This window comes from Phyllobacterium sp. K27, assembly GCF_054796155.1.
The window spans coordinates 275100-297555 of the sequence record NZ_JBTWND010000003.1; the positions used below are offsets into that span (position 1 = coordinate 275100).

Annotated in this window: 21 protein-coding genes and 1 pseudogene; 10 read left to right on the forward strand and 12 right to left on the reverse strand. The window is 56.9% G+C overall.

The features are described from left to right. Position 1 precedes the first annotated feature (1 nt). From ACYJL1_RS19085 to ACYJL1_RS19115, 7 genes and pseudogenes are all read right to left on the reverse strand, one after another. Entirely contained in the window at positions 2–952 is a 951-nt protein-coding gene (locus tag ACYJL1_RS19085) for an ABC transporter ATP-binding protein (RefSeq protein ID WP_460898505.1), read from the reverse strand. Beyond that, positions 949–1866, reverse strand: coding sequence for an ABC transporter ATP-binding protein (locus ACYJL1_RS19090; RefSeq protein ID WP_460898506.1), 918 nt, complete (start codon positions 1864–1866; stop codon positions 949–951). Before ACYJL1_RS19090 ends, ACYJL1_RS19085 begins: the two co-directional genes overlap by 4 nt. Further along, on the reverse strand, positions 1863–2684 hold the full coding sequence (locus tag ACYJL1_RS19095) for an ABC transporter permease (protein ID WP_460898507.1): 822 nt from the start codon (positions 2682–2684) through the stop codon (positions 1863–1865). Before ACYJL1_RS19095 ends, ACYJL1_RS19090 begins: the two co-directional genes overlap by 4 nt. Positions 2685–2687: 3 nt before the next feature. Continuing rightward, entirely contained in the window at positions 2688–3623 is a 936-nt protein-coding gene (locus ACYJL1_RS19100) for an ABC transporter permease (protein WP_460898508.1), read from the reverse strand. A gap of 84 nt (positions 3624–3707) precedes the next feature. Beyond that, a complete protein-coding gene (locus tag ACYJL1_RS19105; protein WP_460898509.1) occupies positions 3708–5300 on the reverse strand; it encodes an ABC transporter substrate-binding protein in 1593 nt (530 codons plus the stop codon). Positions 5301–5370: 70 nt separating this feature from the next. Then, the gene (locus ACYJL1_RS19110) at positions 5371–6996 is read right to left on the reverse strand and encodes an amidohydrolase (protein WP_460898510.1); all 1626 of its coding nucleotides are present in this window, start codon (positions 6994–6996) and stop codon (positions 5371–5373) included. A gap of 226 nt (positions 6997–7222) precedes the next feature. Next, positions 7223–7412: pseudogene (locus ACYJL1_RS19115) on the reverse strand (IS6 family transposase); the annotation flags it as partial. A 353-nt stretch (positions 7413–7765) separates the two neighbouring features. Between ACYJL1_RS19115 and ACYJL1_RS19120 the strand changes: the two are divergent. Next, complete coding sequence (locus tag ACYJL1_RS19120; protein WP_460899164.1) at positions 7766–8029, forward strand: DMT family transporter; 264 nt, start codon at positions 7766–7768, stop codon at positions 8027–8029. Positions 8030–8466: 437 nt separating this feature from the next. Here the strand turns inward: ACYJL1_RS19120 and ACYJL1_RS19125 are convergent, their stop codons facing one another. From ACYJL1_RS19125 to ACYJL1_RS19135, 3 genes are all read right to left on the reverse strand, one after another. Further along, positions 8467–8742: a type II toxin-antitoxin system RelE/ParE family toxin gene (locus ACYJL1_RS19125; protein ID WP_460898511.1), complete on the reverse strand. Its 276-nt coding sequence runs from the start codon at positions 8740–8742 to the stop codon at positions 8467–8469. After that, positions 8742–9002, reverse strand: a complete 261-nt coding sequence (locus tag ACYJL1_RS19130; protein WP_460898512.1) for a CopG family ribbon-helix-helix protein — start codon at positions 9000–9002, stop codon at positions 8742–8744. The genes ACYJL1_RS19125 and ACYJL1_RS19130 overlap by 1 nt, the downstream gene beginning before the upstream one ends. A 220-nt stretch (positions 9003–9222) precedes the next feature. Next, positions 9223–9900, reverse strand: coding sequence for a TetR family transcriptional regulator C-terminal domain-containing protein (locus ACYJL1_RS19135; protein ID WP_460898513.1), 678 nt, complete (start codon positions 9898–9900; stop codon positions 9223–9225). 222 nt (positions 9901–10122) lie between these two features. Between ACYJL1_RS19135 and ACYJL1_RS19140 the strand changes: the two genes are divergently transcribed. From ACYJL1_RS19140 to ACYJL1_RS19180, 9 genes are all read left to right on the forward strand, one after another. Continuing rightward, positions 10123–10974: a uracil-DNA glycosylase family protein gene (locus ACYJL1_RS19140; protein WP_460898514.1), complete on the forward strand. Its 852-nt coding sequence runs from the start codon at positions 10123–10125 to the stop codon at positions 10972–10974. A gap of 2 nt (positions 10975–10976) precedes the next feature. Beyond that, a complete protein-coding gene (locus ACYJL1_RS19145; RefSeq protein WP_460898515.1) occupies positions 10977–12608 on the forward strand; it encodes a GMC family oxidoreductase in 1632 nt (543 codons plus the stop codon). Further along, entirely contained in the window at positions 12605–12925 is a 321-nt protein-coding gene (locus ACYJL1_RS19150; protein WP_460898516.1) for an NIPSNAP family protein, read from the forward strand. The genes ACYJL1_RS19145 and ACYJL1_RS19150 overlap by 4 nt, the downstream gene beginning before the upstream one ends. A 124-nt stretch (positions 12926–13049) precedes the next feature. Next, positions 13050–14117: a BMP family ABC transporter substrate-binding protein gene (locus tag ACYJL1_RS19155; protein WP_460898517.1), complete on the forward strand. Its 1068-nt coding sequence runs from the start codon at positions 13050–13052 to the stop codon at positions 14115–14117. A 22-nt stretch (positions 14118–14139) separates the two neighbouring features. Further along, the gene (locus ACYJL1_RS19160; RefSeq protein ID WP_460898518.1) at positions 14140–15699 is read left to right on the forward strand and encodes an ABC transporter ATP-binding protein; all 1560 of its coding nucleotides are present in this window, start codon (positions 14140–14142) and stop codon (positions 15697–15699) included. Further along, positions 15696–16742 (forward strand): ABC transporter permease, encoded by a 1047-nt coding sequence (locus tag ACYJL1_RS19165; protein WP_460898519.1) that lies wholly within the window; start codon positions 15696–15698, stop codon positions 16740–16742. Before ACYJL1_RS19160 ends, ACYJL1_RS19165 begins: the two co-directional genes overlap by 4 nt. Next, complete coding sequence (locus ACYJL1_RS19170; protein ID WP_460898520.1) at positions 16727–17620, forward strand: ABC transporter permease; 894 nt, start codon at positions 16727–16729, stop codon at positions 17618–17620. Before ACYJL1_RS19165 ends, ACYJL1_RS19170 begins: the two co-directional genes overlap by 16 nt. A 63-nt stretch (positions 17621–17683) precedes the next feature. Further along, positions 17684–19195 (forward strand): amidohydrolase family protein, encoded by a 1512-nt coding sequence (locus ACYJL1_RS19175; RefSeq protein ID WP_460898521.1) that lies wholly within the window; start codon positions 17684–17686, stop codon positions 19193–19195. 250 nt (positions 19196–19445) lie between these two features. Beyond that, positions 19446–19769, forward strand: a complete 324-nt coding sequence (locus ACYJL1_RS19180; RefSeq protein WP_460898522.1) for a hypothetical protein — start codon at positions 19446–19448, stop codon at positions 19767–19769. Between the two features lie 499 nt (positions 19770–20268). On the opposite strand, the gene ACYJL1_RS19185 is transcribed toward ACYJL1_RS19180, so the two are convergent. After that, a complete protein-coding gene (locus tag ACYJL1_RS19185; protein ID WP_460898523.1) occupies positions 20269–21501 on the reverse strand; it encodes a type II toxin-antitoxin system HipA family toxin in 1233 nt (410 codons plus the stop codon). Then, positions 21501–21878 carry a helix-turn-helix domain-containing protein gene (locus tag ACYJL1_RS19190; RefSeq protein ID WP_460898524.1) on the reverse strand — a complete coding sequence of 126 codons (378 nt, stop codon included), beginning with the start codon at positions 21876–21878 and terminating at the stop codon, positions 21501–21503. Before ACYJL1_RS19190 ends, ACYJL1_RS19185 begins: the two co-directional genes overlap by 1 nt. Positions 21879–22456: the final 578 nt, after the last annotated feature.

Here is a 22456-nt window from a genome sequence, read left to right on the forward strand (position 1 = left end):
TCTATAGCGCAAGACGGACACGGTGGTTGCTGCCAATCTGGACAAGCTCGCTTGGCTCGGGATCTTCGTCAGGCGTCGGGCGACGCGATATGTCGGGCGAAAAGCGCGTCGCGTTGGGGACGGAGGCAGCTTCCGGCAAGGCACGCTTGTCGGTCAGGGCCGCATCCGGATCGGGAACGGAGCCGACAAGACGACGAGTATAGGGGTGTGTCGGGTGGCTGAAAATCGAATGCCAGTCGCCTTCCTCCACCACCTGGCCGAAATACATCACAGCGACCCTGTCGCTGACATGCTCGACCACACTCAGATCGTGGGAAATCATGATATAGCTCAAACCCAGCGTTTCCTGCAGATCCATGAGCAGGTTGATGATCTGCGCCTGGATGGACACATCCAGCGCCGACACCGGCTCGTCCAACACCAGAATTTTCGGATCCAGCATCAACGCCCGCGCAATCCCTATGCGTTGGCGCTGCCCGCCCGAGAATTCGTGTGGATAACGATTTGCATGATCCGGTGTCAGACCAACGCGCGTCAGCATTTCGGCGACGCGGTGGCTGGCCTCGCGGCCCTTGGCGATACCATGCAAGGCAAGCTGCGAGGACAGCATACCGCCGATGGTCTGGCGCGGGTTCAAGGACGCATAGGGGTCCTGGAACACCATCTGCGCGATACGGGCTCGATCCTTTCTGCCGGGCGCGCCTGGTCCCGTCAACGGATTTCCCTTGAACAGTATGTCTCCCGAGGTCTGCATTTGCAGGCCCATCACGGTCAGCGCGGTGGTGGATTTTCCGCAACCGGATTCGCCGACGATGGACAGGCATTCTCCTTCGTTCAGGGTCAGGTTAACTCCCCGAACGGCGCGCAGTGTCCGCTTCGGTCCGAAAAGCGATTGGCGCGGCAGTGAAAAATGGACGTTGAGATCGCGGATTTCCAGGAAGGGCGTGCTCATGCGGTCCCCTCCCGATGGAGGCCGCGCTGCGTGGTCAGCGTCGGCACGTCTCGCCCACGCTCCTCGTCGGTCACGATCTGGTCAAGTTCGGTCAAACGACCGCGTTCGCCGAGCGTTCGCGAGCCCAGACGCGGGCGCGCTGCGAGCAGGCCCTTGGTGTAAGGATGCATCGGATTTTCAAAGAGGGCCCTGGTATCCTGTTCCTCAACCAGCCGCCCTTGATCCATGACGCCGACGCGTTGGCACATATTGGCGATCACACCCAGATCGTGGCTGACCAACAGCACTGCTGTTCCCTCGGCCGTGCAAAGCTCAGCGATCAATTCCAGAACGCCTGCCTGTACCGTTACATCAAGCGCAGTCGTCGGCTCGTCTGCAATCAAAAGGTCCGGACGGCAGGCCAGCGCAATCGCAACCATGACGCGCTGGCGCATCCCTCCAGAAAGTTGATGAGGGTAGGACCGGGCGCGCTCCGCGGGCGACGGCACGCGAACGCTTTCCAGCGCCTCGACGGCTTTCCTGCGTGCATCCGGCCACCCCAGGCCCCGGTGAATGACAAACATTTCCGCGATCTGCCGGCCAATCGTCATCAGCGGATTGAGCGCCGTCATTGGTTCTTGAAAGACCATCGCCATACGGTCGCCGCGCAGGCGGCGCCTAGCGCGGCTGCCAAGCTTCAATACGTCGTGGTCCCGAAAGAGGATCGAGCCGCCGGTTACGCCAAGTGGACGCTTCAGCAGCCCCATTACCGACAGGCCGGTGATGCTTTTTCCCGAGCCGGACTCGCCGACAAGTCCGTAGGTTTCCCCAGGCAGGATGTCGAACGAGACGCCATGCAGGATTTGGTGCCGCATGCCGATGCCGATGCGCAGATCGCGCACCGACAGGACCGGATCGGGAAGAATCACGCTCATGCCTTCCGGGTCCTCATATGGGGGTCGAGCATGTCGCGCAGCCCGTCGCCGAGCAGATTGAAGCCAAGAACCGTGGCGAAGATCGCGAGGCCGGGGAACACTGAGGCCCAGGGGGCGGTGCGGATCAGGTCGCGTGCATCAGTCAGCATGTTGCCCCAGCTCGGCTGCGGCGGACGGATGCCGACCCCGAGGAAGGACAGCGCCGCCTCCGCCAGAACCGCACCGCCGATGCCGAGCGTCGCGATGACCAGGACCGGACCAAGGATGTTCGGCAGTATCTGCGTGCGCATAATGTTGATGTCGCCGAAGCCCGCCGCCCTGGCGGCCTGCACGAAGCCCTGGTTCTTGAGCGACAGCGTGGCACTGCGGGCGATGCGGCAGGTCCAGGACCAATTGGTCAGGCCCAGCGCGATCAGAAGGCTTGGCAAGCCCGGTCCCAGCACTGCCATGATGGCGAGCGCGAACACCAGAGACGGAATTGCCAGCATGACATTGGTCAGCCCGTTCACCAAATCGTCCCACCAGCCACCGAAATAGCCGGCCGAAACGCCGAGTGCCGTACCGATGAACGAATTGATCAACTGAGAGACAAGACCCACGGTGAGCGATACTCTTGCGCCATAGAGGACGCGGGAAAAGACATCGCGGCCCTGTCCGTCCGTGCCTAAAAGATAATCCCAACTCGGCGGCATCTCGGAATTCATCAGGTCGGCGTCGAATATGGGATCGTACGGGGCGATCCAGCTGGCGCTGATAGCCGCGACGACCACGAGTAACGCCAGCACTAGTCCCAGGATTAAATTGAAGCGCAGCCTCATAGATCAAGCCACCTTGATGCGCGGGTCAATTACCGCATAGGCGATATCGACCAGCATGTTGATGACCAGGAACCATAACACAATCACGATGACAGTGCCTTGGACCACGGGAATGTCACGCGCCGATACACTATCGACCAGAAGCGATCCAACCCCTGGCCAGGAAAACAGCTTCTCGATCACGATCGCCTGCCCCATAAGCGAACCGATCTGAAGGCCAAGCGTGGTCAGGATCAGGACCAGCACATTACGGATCACGTGGGCGCGCACCAGACGCGGTTCGGACAACCCCTTGGCGCGCGCAGTGCGCACGAAATCGGCGTTCATCACGTCTAGTACGCCCGCGCGGGTCGTTCGCGCCAAAAGTGCCATTGGCGATACCCCGAGGGCGATGGCGGGCAATATGACGTAGAGGATGCTGCCGGCCTGATAGCCGAAGCTCGGCAACAGGCCGAGTTGCAGCGCGAAGACATACATCAGAAGCAAGCCAAGCCAGAATTCAGGAACCGACAGGCCCGAAACCGCCACCATCATCGTGCCGGTATCGAACAAGCTGCCCGGCTTCAGCGCAGCGATAAACCCCAGAGGAATACCGATGCCTGCGGCAAAGCTCATGGCTGCCAGTGCGAGTTTCATTGAGGGCCAGAGCCGTGGCTCGATCACGTTCCACACCGGCTCGCGGGTCCGGTAGGAAATTCCAAGGTCGAAATGCGCCAGGCCCCACAGATAGTCCCACAAACGGACAGGCAGAGGTTTGTCCAGCCCGAACTGTGCATTCAGATGCGCCATAACATCCGCGTTCGTGGCGTTGCGCCCTTCAGCCATTAAACTTGATATGAAGCTGCCCGGAACCACGCTGAATATCACAAAGATGATCAGGACGACCGCCAATAAGGTCGGTATCATCTGCAGCGTGCGACGAAAAATGAAGCGCAACATAAGCGGGTTCTGTCTCCAATGGGCGGGCGCCGTGAGGGGGGCGGGACCGCATATGTCGGTCGCGCCCGCCAATCAAGTTACGCGCTACTTGCGCGATGCGGGTGCACTGTCGTCGATCCAGATGTCTTCGTAGTCCTGGATCGCCAGTTCCATGGCGTTGGCCTTTAAACCGTGAACCCACGGTTGATAGGCCATCACGGCCTTGTTGTAGTTGAAGAACCAGATCGGCGCCTCTTCCTGCAATAGGTTGTTTGCCTGCTTGAGCAATTCGTTCTGCTTGGCCGGATCGGTTTCGTTGCCCGCCTGGTCGATCAACTTGTCAAAATCGGCATTGGAAAACTTGACGTAGTTGCAGGCGGTCTGTGGGGTTTTCGAATAAAAACAGGTCAAGTACTTCAGCGGATCAGGACCTGACGAGTTCGACCAGATATAGGCTTCAAAAGCGTCGGACAAGATCTTGTCGGACAGAACCGAGCTTTCCACAGGATCTGTTGTGACTTCGACGCCCACCTTTGCCAGCATCGGGATGACCGCCTCGACGATCGGCACGCCCCAGCTTTCATTCGAGGTCGCGGTGACCGAGAACTTCAGGCCGGTTTCGTATCCCGCTTCCTTCAGCAGTTCCTTAGCCTTTTCCGGATCATAAGCATAGGGTTCGGCATCCTTGTCGAATGCAGGCGATGAAATCGGCAGCCACGAGACTGCGGGATAAGCCTTGTTTTTCAGCAGCTTCTCGACAATCAGATCCTTGTTGATCGCATAGTTGATCGCTTGCCGGACGCGCTTGTCTTTGAATGCTTCGACGTTCGGATTGAAGCCGATATTGCGGGTATAGACTTCCGCCACTTCGAGGACGTGGTCCTTTAGCGCCGGATCCTCGCCATAAGCTTCATATTGCACAGGTCCGAGAACGTTGGTGTCGATTTCGCCATTGCGGAAGGCGACGTCACGAGCCGACGCTTCCCCCATCAGCATGATGGCGAGCGTGTCTATATGGGGCTTGCCGTCTTCGTAATAGTCGTCGAACTTTTCCAGCTCGATCTTCGAACCTGGAACGTAGTTGGCGAGCTTGAATGGGCCGAGGCCGTTCGGCTTGGAAGGGAGTTGATCTTCCGGATAGTCCTTGGAATAGATCGGCGCAAAGTTTGACATCAGGTTCCAGCCCGGCTCGGCCAGGTTGATGAAGGTGATCTGGACCGTTTTGTCATCGATTTTCTTCAGCCCTGAAATATGATCGGCTTTGCCTGCCTGAAATTCGGCGACGCCGGCGATCTGCAGTATCTGCTCGGCACCTGGCAGCGCCTTCTTGGGGTTGGCCAGACGGTTGTAGGACCAGATCAAATCATCGGCGTCGAATTTATCGCCGTTGTGAAAGGCCGCATCCCGGAGCTTGTATGTATAGGTTTTGCCATCTGCCGACTTCTCTACCGATTCTGCCAGAGCAAGTTCGGGTTTGCCGCTTTCAGGGTTCCATTCGTAGAGCGAGCGATTGATCGCTTTTGCGACGATCTCGTCTTGCGTATGCGGTGTCGCCGTTATGTCGAGCGACGTGATGGAATTGCCGTAGGGCGCGACGTAAACGAATCTCCCGCCGTCTTTCGGAGGCGTGTTCTGCGCCAGCGCAGCGCTCGCCGTTCCGAGCGCGAGCACCGCTATCAGGCCAAATCGTGTCCACATCCTAGTTTCCTCCCTGTGTGGTTTCTTTACTTGTCTTCCTGTTGGACCCGGACTCGCCTTAACGAACGACTCAACCTCTGTCATAGACGATACGCCCGTCCAGGATCGTGATCTCGCAGTGGGTCTGCCGCAGTATTTTTTCAGGCTCGGCCGTCAGGAGATCGCTCGAAAACACAGCGATGTCTGCCAGCATACCCGGCTCCAGCCGACCTTTGAGCTTTTCCGCCCCCTGAGAATAGGCACCATTTTCGGTATAGACGCGCAAAGCCTGTTCGTACGTCAGTATTTCGGACGCGTCCATCACCGTGCCCTTGTGCGTCTTGCGCGTCAGCATGGCATAAAGGTCCGGGAAGGGATTGGGCGAACAGACCGGCGAATCGCTGCCGGTGGACGGCCTCATTCCCAGACGATCCCAGGTCCCAATCGGATAGGAGCCCAATCCGCGCTCGGTTCCGAGAACAGAGACGTAGGCGTCGCCAAAATCGTAGATGAAGGCCTGCTGCGGCGCGGGCAGAACGCCCGCCTGCAACATGCGCTTGTTGATTGCATCATCGACATAGCCGCAATGCTCGATCCGGTGACGGCTCGTGTGTTGCGGATTAGCTGCACGCACGCGCTCATAGGCGTGTACGAGCTGATCGATGGCCGCGTCGCCGATGCCGTGACAGACCAGCGTGTAGCCCAACGCGGCATAGCGATCGACCAGTTCGAACAACTGGGCGTCAGGCAGCATCTGAATACCGAAATTGTCGGGCTGGCCGACATAGGGCCGGCGCATCCAGGCCGTTCGCCCGCCCGCCGAGCCGTCCGTGAATATCTTCACGCCGCCAATACGGAACATGTCGCTACCGCTGCCGGTGACGAGTCCCATGGCATGGCATGGCTCAACGATGGATGAACCGGGATCACCCAGCAGCGTCGCCCAGACCCGGACGGGCAGTCGGCCGCTACCCTCGGCCTGCCGATAGGCCTCGATCTCGGTCATCCCATCGACCTGGCCGACAGCCGCATCCATGCAGGAAGTAATGCCGAACTGCAGCAGGTGACGGCCGCCCGTCTCGATAGCGCTGACAATATCGGCAAGAGAAGGCGTTGGCTGGATATTATAGACGAGATTCTGGGCGTTCTCCGCGAGCATTCCGGTCAGTTCTCCGGCTTCCCGCCCGATGAGCCCACCATCCGGATCGGGGGTATCAATATCGATCTTCGCCAGCGCCAGCGCCAGCGAATTGACGACCGTGACGTGGCCGCAGGCACGCGTAACCGACACCGGATGATCGGGCAAAGCCGCGTCCAATTCCCTTGCCGTGGGCATCCGGCCGTCGGGATAACGGGTCTGGTCAAATCCGCGCGCAGTCACCCATTCTCCCTTGGGCGTTTCGGCGGCACGCGCCTGAAGAGCGGCAAGCAGCATGCTGCGGGTCGGCACAGCATCCGGTGTCGCATCGACCTTGCTGCGCAAGAGCCCCGTCGAGATCAGGTGCAGATGCGCATCATTCAGACCGGGCATGGCAAAACGCCCGGCCAGATCGACTACCCTGGTATCCGGGCCGATCGACGCCTTGATGTCGGTGTTCGACCCGCTGGCCAGCACCTTGTTGCCAAGGACCGAAATTGCCTCCGCAATCGGATTGCCGTAGCCAGTCCAAATTTTGCCACTATGCAAAACGAGATCGGCCTTATCTACGGAACTCATATTGATTTTATTCCCCCACGCCTGAAAAGAGTCTTCAGCTTTGTTTGACGAAAAGTGCTGATCGGTCGCCGAGCAGGCGAGTCCTCGTGCATATCTCACAAACGCATCGATGGAGGCCTCCACACCATCCCCGCCGTTACGTCTGCTCAGTAAGCTAGATAGTTTTGCTTGTGTCAATCGTATGCGGAAATTCGGCATTGTAAACTTAACGCTTCGAAGCCAACCTTCAGCGCAGGCATGCGACCTGGTGCCATTTTCTCATGGCAATTGCTCGAAGCTCGCGATGATGGCTGGGATGTCGTGGCTGGGAATATGAATGAGATTGTGATCGGGTCGTGGATGAAAACGAAGCATTGAAGGTGCCTCGCTGACTTGAAGCGTTTCATGATCCTCTCACGCTGTCGGATCAGCTGATGCCCATGATCTTGCTATCAGCAAGAATACGGTCGCAGAGATTGCGAAGCGATACGGCAGAATCGAATAACCAGATTGACTGATACCCGCAATCCGATCACCTTCGAGTGAAACGCTGGCAAAGGGGAGCCACGCTCGCATCGCCCTTCCCGGCGCCGGTTGCATCGGCCTAAGGTCTCCGGAGGAGAGCCTCGACGATCTGCAATGACGCTATGCCGCTCCGAGAATTTTTACGATTGCGCAATGCTCCTCAGGTCCGAAGCCGGCGTCTATACCCTTCTCAAAAATACTGGCGGCAAACGCGGGAAAGGCTGCCCCGATGCCAGCGTCCGCAGACAACTGGACGAGGCGCGCAATGTCGTGCCAGCGGTTTTTAATGTGCTCTCGGGCCGCTCGTAGGATCAGGCTCAGCGGGGCTGTCGCCACGTTCTTCCTCAGCCTTGCCCTTCTCACCTTCGATGTCGGCGTGGGTTACGCCATCTGGACCTCAGCGGCCGGCGTCGGGATCGTCGTTCTGGGCGTGCTGTTCTTCGGTCAAACGCTCAACTGGAAGAAGACCCTCGGCATTCTTCTCGTTGTCGGTGGTGTCGTCGGTCTGCGCCTCAGTGGTGCGGCGTAAGAACCCTTCGACACTTATGGGTCTTTAAAAATGCGAAGACGTCAACACAAGGAAGATTTTGACAATGATGGCCGTTAGTTGGAACTGAGATTACCTTGGGATTTCGCGGTTCTCGTGGCTTTGAGCAAGCGATGCTACACCTCCGTCAGTGCGCTCGGTCCAATGTGCTTGGCGGTGACGGGTCCGGCCAAGTGATCTCGCCTCGTCGCAGGGTGGCATATGCGTGCGGATGGGGGCGTGGCGAGGCCGAGCTGTTTCCAGCAGCAGCAATGCGGTGGTTGAGATTGGGATTGAGTCTACGCAGAGGCTAACCTAGCACCGAAGTGCGACCAGGCTTGTCCGCAAAGGGAGCGATAGGTCCTAACCAGTCCTATCCCGAACTACCTGCCCAGGATCGTAGGCGACTACGCGACAGATCCAATAATGTGGAGACTCCGCTATCGATCCTCGCGCGTGTGCCAGATCCGTAAGATATAAATCGAGTTACTTTGAATTTCATAGCGCATCTCATACCGGCCAACGAGGATACGGCGAATTTCGCGAGGTTGAAATTCTTCCAGTTCCTCGCCGAGGCGTGGATGGAGCAATAATTGCTCTGGCGCGGCAGTAAGCAATTGCACCGTTCGGGCAGCCGCATTGGGATTGAGCGGCTGCAGGAAATCGTAGAGCCGCGCCAGATCGGACAACGCTGCTATGGTCCAGTCGATTTGCATCAACGCGGAAAGGGCAGCGGCTTTTCTGTATCAAGGCTTGCTGCCCAGGTCCGGACTGCATGATGGTCAATGACGTTGCGGGCATCCACGTCGGCAAGCGCTTCAAGCGTCAGTTGATGCCGTTCTTCTTCTTGGTCGATCCATGCTGACAAGGCCTGCTTTACAATCCAGCCACGCGAACGATCAAGTCGACCGGCCAATTCATCCACCTTCTGAGCGAGAGGCAGTGGCACATGTGCCGTGATTACTTTGGTTTCCATAAACGCCTCATTGTTAATCAAATATAATCATACTGATTAACAGCGATTATGCAAAATACATGCAATTGAAATTGCTTACAAATTTATTCTTTGACAGCGGGAAAGTTTCGGCGCTGCGCCTGTAAAAATGCTACGCTTTTGATTTCAAAGGGAAAATCGGCGCAACCGGAAAGAATGGCCGCGTCAACTGATGGCAGACCATCTTGCCTTTACTGAATCATCATGACGGTCGGGTCAGAAGCCCCCCCAATACCGTCTGCGTGATCGTCTTTGCAGCCATGTCATAGTCCACTGCTGTTAGTTCGCTGACATTGAGCGCATCGCAGGCCAGTGCCTCGAATTCGGCATAGAATTGCGTCACTGACCACAACAGAATGAACAGGTGGCGCGCATCGAGTTTCTTGATCTTTCCAGCCGCTGCCCATGCATCGATTACCTTCGCCTTTTCGGACGTAACAGTTCGCATGTGATCGCGTGCTGCAACCGAAAGGTGTTCAGCTCCCTGCAATATCTCATTTGCGAAAAGGCGCGTCTCCGCGGCGTTCTCCCTGGCATTGTCCAGCTTTGCGCGCACATAGGCCTCGATCGCATCGCCGGGCTCACGATCGGCAGAAATATGCCGGAACGCATCATCCCAACTATGGATCAGGTGATCTATGGCAGCGTTGTAGATTTCCTCTTTGGACGAGAAATAATAATAGACATTGCCCTTGGGCAGACCCGAAGCCTTGGCGATTTCAACGATGCGGGCCCCATCAAGACCTTTGCGCGAGAATATCTCGACAGCGGCAGTCAAGATCTTGAGCACATTACGTGCTCTGATCGGCTCATCCGACGCGGCCTGCGCTGTAAGCCCTTTTTCGGCGGCGGCATGAGTTGCGCTAAGTTCTTCTGCCATTGGTATCCCGTTATTTCCCATAAGGTTTTGTCTGAATAATCGCCCACGTCAACACTCCTTTTCGCTTCGGAGGTACGTCTGTCCCATTGAATGGTCCGTAAAGAATCGTGGCGCCACTAAAAAAGAAGTTGACAATTTGGTCAAGTTTTTTCATGAAAAGCTGACAAAATGGTCAGGTTCTCGAAAAGACCTGCCAGAGTCGGCCAGTCGGGGGACGCGGGAATGCCAATATTGTTAAAGGCCGCCATGGAGGAATTTCTGTCAGATTGGTCCGCCGATCTGACTGCACCATGGCGCGCGCTGATCGGGCATGCGGGGCCTGACATTGAAGCGATAGCGCCCGAACTCGAGCTTGAAGTCTGGGAGCCGATTTTCCCCGTTCGTTTCGGCAAGCATTTTCCGGGAATGCCTCCCGGCGCGCACTGCCTGAGGGCATTTGACGGTATTACTCCGCACGATATTCATTGTGTCATTCTGGGTCAGGACCCCTACCCCGAACCGGGTTTTGCTACCGGACGGGCCTTTGAGGCTGGGAATCTTGCGGGTTGGCACGAACTTAACAAGATGTTCTCCAAGAGCATTCGGGCCTATATGCAGATGATCGTGGCAGCGCGAACGGGCGATCTATCATACGCCCGCAGCTTCGAAGACTGGCCGAAGACACTTACCGCCATGGAAAGCGGTGCAATCGACATCGAACATCCATCCGCTATAGCGGACCGCTGGGTCTCAAATGGCGTTCTGCTCCTGAATGCCTCGCTGACACTGACCCGTTTCAAAGTGAATATGGATGAGCATCAGACGAAGGGCCATCTGCGACTCTGGCATCCACTGATCGTGGAAACCCTGCGCGCGCTCGCCTCCCGGGGCAAGCCACTGGTTTTCATTGGGTTCGGTGGCGCCTCCGCGGACGCGCTGGCAGACGCTGGCATTGACGAGTCGGCCAGTGGGAATCTTCGCTGCATTCTGCGCAATCATCCCGCCCATGCTGAAGCCGTCCTTTCCAAACCCAATCCATTCATTCTTTGCAACGACTCTCTGAAGGAGATGGGCGCCCGTCCCATCGCGTGGTAACCATGGCGGCAACGAAAACATTCGATTTCATAATCATAGGCGCCGGCTCGGCAGGCTGCGTCCTGGCAAACCGCTTATCCGCCGATCCCTCCAACAAAGTGCTTTTGCTTGAGGCGGGCGGACGGGATCTCAACCCGTTGTTTCGGCTGCCCATGCTTATGGGCAAGCTATTTCATTCGGGCATCTATAACTGGCACTACCACACCGAACCGGAGCCGCATCTGAACGGACGCTCCCTCTATTGGCCTCGCGGCAAGGTGCTCGGCGGAACATCCACCATCAATGGCATGATATATGTTCGCGGAAACCGCCACGACTATGATCGCTGGGCGCAGATTGGCGCAACGGGATGGTCATACGATGAAGTATTGCCCGCCTTCCTCCGTTCCGAGAGCCACGTGCAACGCAATGGCGCTTACCACAATTCCAAAGGCGAACTAACGGTCTGCCGGGCACGCGGCTGGAACAGCCTGCTGGACGTTTTCAACGAGGCAGGCGGACAAGCGGGATTTCCTCTCAATGACGATTTCAACGGCGACGAACAGGAAGGTTTCGGTCGCTATGACTTCACCATAGCCAAGGGCAAACGCTGCTCGGCGGCCTATGCCTTCCTGCGCCCGGCAAAGAAACGCCCGAACCTGACAATTATCTCACGCGCTCATACACGGCGCGTCCTGATCGAGAATGGCCGGGCTATCGGCGTCGAGTTCAATCGAAAGGGCAATATTTCGCAGGTCTTTGCAGACCGTGAGGTGATCCTGTCTGCCGGTGTCGTCAACTCACCGCAGATTCTCATGCTTTCTGGGATCGGCACTGCAGACGAACTCGCACAACACAATATTCCGGTCGTCCAAGACCTTCCCGGTGTAGGCAAAAACCTTCAGGATCATGTCGATTGTGTCATGTCCTATGAGTGCCGGGAGCCGGTCACACTCTATTCGGACCTGCGCGCCGACAAGCTTACCTGGTCGGTGATCCAGGGCATGCTGTTCGGGAAAGGAATCGCGACGACGTTTCCCTATGAAGCCGGAGCCTTCGTCAAATCGCGTCAAGACCTGGTTGCACCCGACATCCAGCTTCACTTCATGCCAGCTCTCGAAAAAACCGCGAACCTGCATTTTCCAAATCCATTCAAGAAAGAGCGTGTGGAGGCCAATCACGGCTTTTCATTGCGCGTCGGGCCAGTCAATCCAGAGAGCCGCGGGGAGATCAGACTGCGCTCGGCCGATCCTATGGACAGGCCACGCATCACCGCGAACTATCTGCAAACAGAATTTGATATTCAAACGATGATCAATGCGATCCGCATGACGCGGGACATCATCAGGCAGACAGCTTTCGATAAATATCGCGGCAAAGAACTTGCTCCAGGTCCCGCCGTCGAAAGCGACGCGGAAATGATCAAGTGGCTGCGTGCCAATGCCATGACGACGTTCCACCCGGTCGGCACCTGCAAAATGGGCAGTGACCAAATGGCCGTCGTCGACTCTCGATTGAAAGTTCACGGCATAAAGGGCCTGCGCGTTGCTGACGCTTCGATCATGCCAATCATTTCAAGCGGCAACACAAATGCCCCGGCGATCATGATCGGGGAGCGGGCCGCTGAATTCATTCTCAAGGAGCCATCCATATGATCGTTGAACATCGCACCTATACATTCCGCCCTGGAACAGTCGACGGCTGGCTGAAAAAATACGAGACCGAGGGCCTGCCGATCCAGAGGCGGCACCTCAACACATTCCTCGGCCTTTATGTCAGCGAGATCGGCCACCTGCACACAACAGTTCTGATGTGGCGTTATGACAGTCTTGCCGACCGGGAGGCAAGGCGGGCAGCCATGTATGCTGACCCGGACTGGCAGGCATTCATCTCCGGGGTCTGGTCTCTCGATGCCATTCAGAGTCAGGACGTGATGATTATGAATCCGGCACCATTTTCTCCCGGCGCCTGAGACGGGGGATGTCTGAAGTGAGAAGGGTCCACAATCTTGGACCCCGATGACGACCGGGCGGCAAACGAAGCCGCCCCAATAAGAAGTTGCTGATATACAACCTCCAGAGCAAGGAAATGGGAACATGACAAAGACTTCAAATGAAATGAATATGCTGCACCGGCCTGTCGGCCGTCGCACACTACTCAAGGCCTCGGCAGGATTGGCCGCCCTTACAATTACAGGTGGTCAATTGATAGCCACTGCACGCGCTGCAAGCGGTCTCGTTGCGCTTGTGCACACGCAAGCGGCGGGTGATGCCGGTCCAGTGGACTCCATGATTGCCAAGCTCACACAACTCTCCAAAGAGTTGGGCTTCCAATATCGCGCCGTATACGCTCAGGACCCAGCGACCTATGAGACCATTTTCCGCACTCTCGGCGATGCTGGCGCGGCAGTGATTGTTTCGACCTTCAATGAGGTGGCGGAACCCTTCAAAGCGCTTGCTCCTTCCTACCCCGAGACAAAGTGGATTCAACTTTTCGCTGATCCTTTCGAGCCAGCAATCCCCAATGTCGTGACAGTGTCCTATGATTACTATCTCGGCTGTTATCTCTCCGGCATTTTTGCCGCGCGTGTGAGCAAGTCGGGCAAGCTTGGCTTCATCGGGGGCGTATCCATTCCGCCAATCAATGCCGACTATAATGCATTCAAGTCAGGTGCCTTGTCCGTGCGTCCGGATGCATCGGTCAAAATCGCCTTTGCAGGATCTTTTCAAGATCCGGCAAAGGGTCAGGAGATTGCTACACAGATGTATTCAAGTGGCATTGACTTCATCCAGACTGATGCCGCAGCAACAGATTTCGGTATCATTGCCGCAGCAAAAGAGACGGAAGGCCGTTTGGTGAGTGTCCTTGATCCTGCTCAATTCCCGCAGGGTCCCAAATCCGTGATTTCAATCGTCGGCCTCGACTTTGGAACCTCGCTCTATAACGAGGTAAAGAAGGCATTTGGCAGCGAATTTGCTGGCGGAATCCATGAGCATACCGGTTTGGGAACAGGCGTTATTGACTTCATCCCGTCGCCGCTCTTCGCCGAACAGGGGCCGGCTGACATTGTTGCCAAGGCAAAGGAAGTAGAGCCTGAGATTGCAGCGGCACGAGCAGCAATTCTCGACGGATCGTTGAAGGTTCCGTTCGATACAAAGCTCTGAGCTTCGACTGGATCATGCCGCGATGACAAAACTTAGCCCCCCAATATTTGAATGCCGCGACGTGACCGTTCGCTACGGCCATGTCCTCGCGCTGTCTAATGTCGGAGCCGTTTTCGAACGTGGTATGATCCACGCCGTAGTCGGCCAAAATGGCGCGGGCAAGACGACGTTTGCCCGCGTCCTGGCCGGTCTGGTTCGCCCTGCATCGGGTCAGATCGAGATCGACGGTTGCCCGCTTGCGGGCGGCAACGTCAGGGATGCCCGGCGTTCAGGTGTTGAACTCGTCCACCAGAGCTTCGCGCTACCGCCTTCCTTCACGGTCGCTGAAGCAATGCAGTTCGGCGCGGAAGGTGGAAGGTTCTTTACAAAGGCAAAACTTGAAAAGCGGTGGCAGCTCCACCTCGACGCGCTGGACGTGAAGGTGAGTGCAAAGCAGCGCATTCGCGACCTGCCGGTTGAGACCCAGCAAGGGGTTGAAATCGCAAGAGCTCTCGTTTCGGACGCAAAGCTGCTCATTCTGGATGAACCCACCGCCGTTCTGGCTCCCGAAGGTGCCGACAAGCTTTTCGAACGAGTGAGACATCTCAAGGAGCGCGGCGTGACCGTGATCCTTATCCTGCACAAAATTCGAGAAGTTCTGGCAATTGCAGATACCGTCACGGTTCTGCGTGGCGGCAAGCTCGTTGATGGACCTCTTGCCAGCAATGGGATTGATGCGAACCGGCTGGCAGAGCTTATCATCGGGCCAGCTGCTGCCCGCAATCTCAACCCGGAAGACACAGCCGCTTTGACCGGAACAGCGCTGATCTCGCATGCCGGAAAGCAAGCGGACATCATTGCGGCGCCGGTCCTCAAGATGCGTAACGTTTCCACGCGACCCGACCCCGAAGGCCCTGCGCTCGATGGGATCACCCTCGACATTCATCCTGGAGAAATTATCGGTGTTGCGGGCATTGAGGGAAATGGACAAAGGACGCTGGTGCGCGCAATTTCAGCATTGGCGGATGTCGTCAACGGCGACATTTCCATCGACAGAACGAATGTGACAGGAGCCCCGCTCGCCGCAAGACGGGCGATCGGGCTGCGCGTCATTCCCTTTGAGCGGAATGTAGAAGGGCTTAGCATGACAAGTTCCCTTTGGGAAAATTGGTCCGCACGAAGTCTTCTTCAGACACCGCTTTTATCCACCATCAACCCCTCTGCAATTCGCAAGCAATGCGATAGCGCCCTCAAGCAATGGGATGTCCGCTATTCCGACGTCAGTCAGCGTGCGGGTTCCTTATCGGGCGGAAACGCCCAGAAGGTCATCCTGTCGCGCGAGATGGATGAAGACGCTCGTCTTATTCTCGCGGCGCAGCCCACACGTGGTCTGGATATCGGCGCGACCTCCTTTGTATGGGACTCGATGCGCAATGCGCGAGCGCGTGGTTGTGGTTTATTGTTCATCTCGTCGGATCTTGACGAAATCTTCGATATTTCGGATCGCATCATTGTCATGCTGTCCGGGCGCATCGTCGCCGAATTCCGTCCCCCCTATGATCTTGCCGCAGTCGGCGCAGCCATGACAGGAGTGCTGAGATGATCGATCGGTTCGCAACCGTTTTCCGTGCGCTGATCTTCATCGTGCTGGGTCTTGCGCTTTGCGGCATCATCTTTCAGGCCGCTGGCTATTCAGCTTCCTTGATGTTCCAGTCTATCGCTGATGGCGCCTTCCTCAGACCCGGCGCACTGCAACAGATACTTCGCTGGGGACTTCCGCTGTTCATCACCGCTGTGGGCGTCGCTGTCTCCTTTCGAGCAGGCTATTTCAATATCGGTGCTCAGGGCCAGTTCTACATGGGAGCCATCGCAGCCGCTTTCATGGCGGAATGGCTCAATGGCGTATGGGCACCTATCCTTCTCACGGCCTGCTTCCTTGCAGGCATGACAGGCGGTGCGCTGTGGGCACTTTGGCCAGGACTTCTGCGGCTGAAATCGGGTGCTGACGAAGTGATCACTACCCTTATGGGAAATTTTATCGCAGGTCTTATCCTGCTCTATGTCACGGCCGGCCCTCTTAAAGATCCATCAGGAACCGGACAGCAGGCATCAAGTCGGCCAATTGCGAGTGACTACCGGATCAGTGACTCACTTGGACTATCTCCGACGATCATTATCATCGCTGTTATCGTCGGTCTTGCGATGTGGTTTCTGGTCAATCGAACTGCCTTTGGCGTACTCTCAGGCCTCGCTGGTCGCAACCCGACAATGGTCGAGTGGCAGGGCGCAAGAACATGGCGCATAGGGCTCGCAAGTTTTCTCCTCAGTGGCGCGCTTGCCGGTCTTGCGGGAACTATCGAATTCATGGGGCCAAATGGACGGCTGACCGGGGGGTTCCTGCCCGGTCACGGTTTCACCGCGATTCTTATCGCGCTCGTTGCCAACTTCTCGGTTGTCGGCACGGCCTTCGTGGCACTTTTCTTTGGCGGGCTTGCGTCTGCCGCTCTCTACCTGCCCATTATGGCTGGTCTGCCCTCTTCGGCAATTGACATCATCAACGCAGCCATCGCTCTTTTCATCACCGCAAAATCCAGTGCCGTCGACCGGATAGCGAAAATCGGAGGACGGATATGGAAGACTTCGTAATCGCCATCCTGCGCTCAGGCACTCCTTTGATTTACGTAACACTTGCCGGTGTGATTGCTCAACGAACAGGCGTCTGGCATCTTGGCCTTGAAGGTCTGATGATCGCTGGCGCCTGCACGACCATTCTTGGCATTGTGCTAACACAATCGATCTGGCTCGCCCTTCTGGGGGCAATTATCGTCTGCGTGCTTGGATCAATCCTGTTCTGGTTTGTAGTGGAGAAGCTCAAGGCCAACCAGATTATCGCGGGGCTGGGGCTGACAGGTTTGGGGCTGGGCGGCACAGCACTCGCCGTGCAATCCATATTCGGCACGCAGGCGGCCGTGAGCGCGCCATTCGGCTTGCCACGCATCGGCTCCGCTTTTGGATCATTCGGGTCTTTGTCGATCCTCGTGTTGATCATGCCTGCAATCGTCTTGGCAATGTGGGTGATATTGCGCCGTACCCGTTTCGGCCTGCGTCTGGCCGCTGCTGGCGAGCACCCTTTTGCCGCGCGCAGTGTCGGTGTCAATCCGGCCGTCATGCGCCTCATTGCATTGATGGTCGGCGGCGTGCTTTGTGCACTGGCGGGTGCAGAGCTTGCTGCAGGCAGCCTTCAGATTTTCGCTCAAAACATGACCGCCGGCCGGGGCTTCATGGGGTTTGCTGCGGTCATATTCGGGGCTGGGCATCCTGTCGGAGCAGCTCTGGCAGCCATGTTCTTTGCCATTGTTGGCGCACTCGGCATCAGGGCTCAGCTGGCTTTCGGCGACCGTGTTCCCCATGACCTGCTGCTCGCTTTGCCCTATTTGGCCACTGTTCTCGGCATCTGGCTCAGCACGCACCTGCGTGGAGGTACCAAAGCTGCCAGCGGCTTCGGCGAGCTACGCGATCAATAGACACCGGCTTCGCGTCGCTCCACATCGGACCTGGCGCGACGACACGACGAATAGGACACGCCCATGCCCCAGACGCTAATCAAGAATGCCACCCTTTTGACGATGTGTCCTCAGAACGGAAGCAAGCCGTTCGAAGGCGACATTCTGATTGAGGATAGGCGCATCGCTGCCATCGGCCAAAATCTCGTTGCCAATCCGAGTGCCACCCTTATCAACGGCCAAAACCGTCTCGTCATGCCGGGTCTCATCAATGCGCATACCCATTCGAGCGAAACGTTTTTTCGCGGGCGCTATGAAGGCATGCCGTTGGAAATCTGGTTGCTCTACGCCTACCCATTATTGATGGGGCCGGTCATCAATGACAGGTTGCTTTACCTGCGCAGCCTTCTTCTTGCCATGGACTCGCTGCGCAATGGCGTTACAACGATTTGCGACGATTTCTTCGATCCGCCGGTGCATGATCTCTCACGGCTATCAACAGTCTTCAGGGCCTATGAGGACGCAGGTATTCGCGCCAATGTGTCGAGCGCGGCCATGAACGTGCACACATTGGACGCCTTGCCCTTCGCCCGCGAGATCATGCCCCGCCATCTGCAGGAAAAGCTTGACTTCGGCCCGCCCATGTCAGCCGAGGCCTATATCGATTATTGCCGTTCCGCATTTGCGTCACTGCATGGCAAGGCCGGTCGGCTCAACTTCATGATCGCACCCTCGGCGCCGCAACGCTGCACCCCGGACTTGCTGCAGGCTTGCCATGCGCTGGCTGTCGAGATGGGCGTGCCGTTGCACACGCATATACTGGAAACCAAGACACAGGCCGTAACCGGGCATCAAAGCTACGGCAAGAGCTTGATCGGCTATATGCGTGATCTCGGCGTGATGTCGCGCAACACGACAATCGCCCATTCTGTTTGGGTAAGTCAGAACGACATGGAAATTATGGGCGATGCCGGATGCTCAATTGCCCATAATGCCATTTCTAACCAAAAACTTGGGGCAGGGATTGCTCCCATTCGCCGCCTGATGAATGCGGGCGTAGCCATTGGTCTTGGAACCGATGGCGTTTCGTCGAATGACACTGCTCGCATCTTCGACGTCATGCGGGTGGCCGGGCTGATCCACAGCGTCTCCGGCCCGGATCATGATCAGTGGATCCGGGCTGACGAGATTCTCACCATGGCGACGATCGGCGGGGCACGCAGTGCCATGCTGGAGAATGTGACCGGTTCGCTCGAAATCGGCAAAGCCGCTGATCTGCTGATCCTTGACCTCACGACACTCGGCTTCACGCCCCTCAACGATATCGCGAAGCAGCTTGTCTATACAGAAAATGGTTCTTCGATTGAAATGGTGATGGTTGCAGGACAGGTTGTTTTCAATGCGGGCCACCTGCAACTAATCAACGAAGCTGCGATACTGGCCGAGATCCGTGAACTTGTCCCGGCGCACCTCGCCGCGCATGCTGAACTGGAGGCACGCAACGCAGTCTTCCACTCCACTATGGCCGAAATCCATCGACGCGCCACGTCTATAGATATCGGCATGAACCGCTATACCGGACATCCCGGCGCATGAGTCTGCATTACAACGCCATCATTCTGCCGGCGGCATGCCAAAAGCACTTTACATCACTTCGGAACCGCGTTCAGGTTGGTCTTCTGAATCTCATGAGAACAAAGCAGCGCGAAAAGCCAGCTGGTGGGAGACCGTCAGTCCAGAGAAAGTGAGAACCGGAGGGGATTGGCCGCGCAAATCACCCCTAAAACTACGCTATTGCAGCCGATGCCTCCCTACTTCCACTCTATTATTAAGATTATTTAACTAATTGGAATTGCATGAAAATTTATTCTGGCGGCAAGCAACTGAAGCTGGACGGCGAGTCGCGGTCATTGATGCCCTGCCGGCGCTGCTACTTCACGCTGGGAAGTTTCATAAGCCGATCGCGCAGTTCCATCAGATCGGAGCACACGCTTTCCAGATCCGCGAGGTCGAAACCATTTGCGTGGTCCGATCCTTCTTCAAGGAGGAGCTCGCGCAATCTGCCATGATAGGTCGCAGCCCGGCCCGCCGGGTCTCTTTCACGCGTTTGGCGCAAGTGGCGGCGGATTTCAGATCGCGCCTGCAGTGGGCGAGTGCCTGGCGCAAATGATCTGCGATCAGACCCCGTCCGTCGATCTTGCGGTATTTTCGATTTCCCGCTTCCAGACACCTGTCGAGAAAAGCGAAAAACTGCTGCGAGAATTCGACGCGTGACGCCGATTGGCTGAAGCAGTTTCACGTTTCCTTGAATCGTTCAACTGCACCAAATCTCGGTGTCATGTTCTGCCGCCATTATGTGAACTTGTTTGTTTCCCAACCAGCCAGTGGATCATTGTCATACTTGCCGCAATACGCGAGACCGACGCGAGGTTGGCCACTTTCCTGGTAATCCAGCAGGACGCCTTGGCTGCCCGCAAGCTCCGGATTTCCACACATAGACTCCCAACGAGCAGACTGTTGACTTCCAATTACCATGTATACGCGTTTCGTCGAGCACCTGAAAAAGAAGCCCTGGACAGCGCGCGTGTGCGCCAAACACTGCCTTGAATCAAGAAACCCAATATGTCATATATGATTGATTAATTCAGTAAATAACGCATATCTGACACTTATACTGCAAGAGCGACGTCAGTTTGCTCATTGACGAAGGCGGCTTCGTATTCGCGCGCTAGAGTACCCGAGACGCCCACCCGTCGAAGCCCCTCTCGCCAATCATTGGAAATGCGCAGCGCCGTCTCGCGGATCATCCGACGAGCTTCTGCTTCGGCGATATCAAAGAACTCGCACGCTTCGAGGGCCAAACGGATAGACCGATCATGCACGTCGCCCTCAAGGATCGCCGTTTCAAGATGCGGATTGCGATCCGGCGCAGGATTCACATCGAAAACCGGAGACAATCGCCAGCGGCCGGCTCCCACATAGAGAAAGCCGTGGTTCTTCAGGTGGTCGTCCTTGTTTGACACGAGGATCGTGAAGATCAGGCGCAGAAAGAGTTCCCGGAAATCGGCCTGTGGGTTAGCAGCATTTGCCCGCATAAAGTCGATGATCTCCGTATAGGAACCGAGCTCGGTTCCAGTCTTCCCCAAAGCAGTACGCGCCGAGATATAGGGAATACGGGCAGTTCCGCGCCGATCAAAGCGCTGGATCAGAGCGACCGGATATGGCGTATCGGCCAGTTCCAGCCTGACCTCCGGTGTGCGGATGCCACAGGCTCGGGCCAGGCGGAGCGTTGCAACCTCGACGCATTCGATTGGCTGTTGGTCGTGAACCGAGGTGAACTTGGCAAGCCAAAGCGTCTCGCCATCGTAGACATTGGCTTTGGGGCGGGCACCGCCGGAACCGCCCGCTCCGGCGAGCACCTGCATCTCATCGGAGGAAATATCTTTGCCCTGCTCATACGCCCGCGCGATGGCGGTGATCGCCTGCAGGTCGAGCAGACGCGGAACTACGTCCGACGCTCCGCCCCGGATGATTTGCCCTGCATCGTCGAGAAATCGCAGAGCTCCCTGCCGGCAAGTATCATCGGACAGGGTCAGATATTCGAATTCGGAAAGACCATTACCATAGGCCCGCTCGAGAAGCCTGCGGCCCCAGCTATCCGGTGCGGCGTCGGCGAAGACCCCGGCCAGCGCGTCTCGCATGTTTCCGGGCTGACCAGATGTGTAAAATGGCCCAGCTTCAAGGGGAAAGGCTGGCTGTACGGCAAAAGCGCGGGAGTTCTCGATCCAGGCGGGGTCATAGGCGAAGGTCGAGAACTGGCGCGGCCCGGCCTGCGTGAACCGCAGCTGACCAACCGGTGTCAGACTCTCGCCGAGAACGACATGGGCGTTGAAGTCAGGCATCAGAATGAAGCACCGTCCGGATCGACAACATCCGTATCATCCTGTGTCCTTTCACCCTTGGCCTTCTGCCTGCGCAGTGTGGTCGCAAATGATCGTCCACGGCGCGGTTGCCGCTCAGCGACTAATGCCAGACCCAGATCGTCTTTGCGGATGTCAATCAGATCAGCCAGCCGGTCGACAAGACCAAGCACAACCAGGATATCCGCCAGCGTACCGATCCCGACACCGGTATCCCCCTTTTCCAAGCGCGCGACTGTGCTCGGCGACGTGCCCGCGCGCACCGCCAGATCGGCCACAGCGATACCGCGCCGCAGACGAGCGCCACGGATGTCGTGTCCAAGCCTTCTGAGGACAGAGATTGATTTCGGTGATCCCATAACAATAATCCAGATACGACAATTATAAGCCTATATTGCTTTATATATGACCAATTACTGAATCGACAAGAGCTTCGCGCAATAGAGCGGATACAGGGGCATGTTGGAGCCTGATAAACTCCATGGGCGTTGGCCGCCCTCCTACGTGTGAGAGAGGGCGGAAGATTTCAAAGAGCAACCGTGGAAGGCTTGCGTAATCAGGCGCCGAATGGATGCGAATGGTGACGAGCTAATTGCGAGGGCGGTATTTGCCAAGTTCGTTCCTGATAGTCTTTTGCATGCCGACAGCAACCGGCATCGTACAAGAAGTCACCACCGCCACGGTTTTGTCGTGGTTCGTGACGTTCACCACTCAACGGATATCGTGGCATCGTCAGGTCGTTGTTGCCGCTTTTACCGGGAATCTGGTCCCCGCCGCCTTTGCCACCGGCGTGATTGTCGATCGAATTTTGTCTCATCCAGCGCTGATGACCCATCGGTTGACTGCGGCAAATTTTGAATGGTGTTTCTCACAGTATCGAACGCACCGTGCATGCGACGATACCTTCCAACCCATTCCGGTCCGCATGAACAGTGCT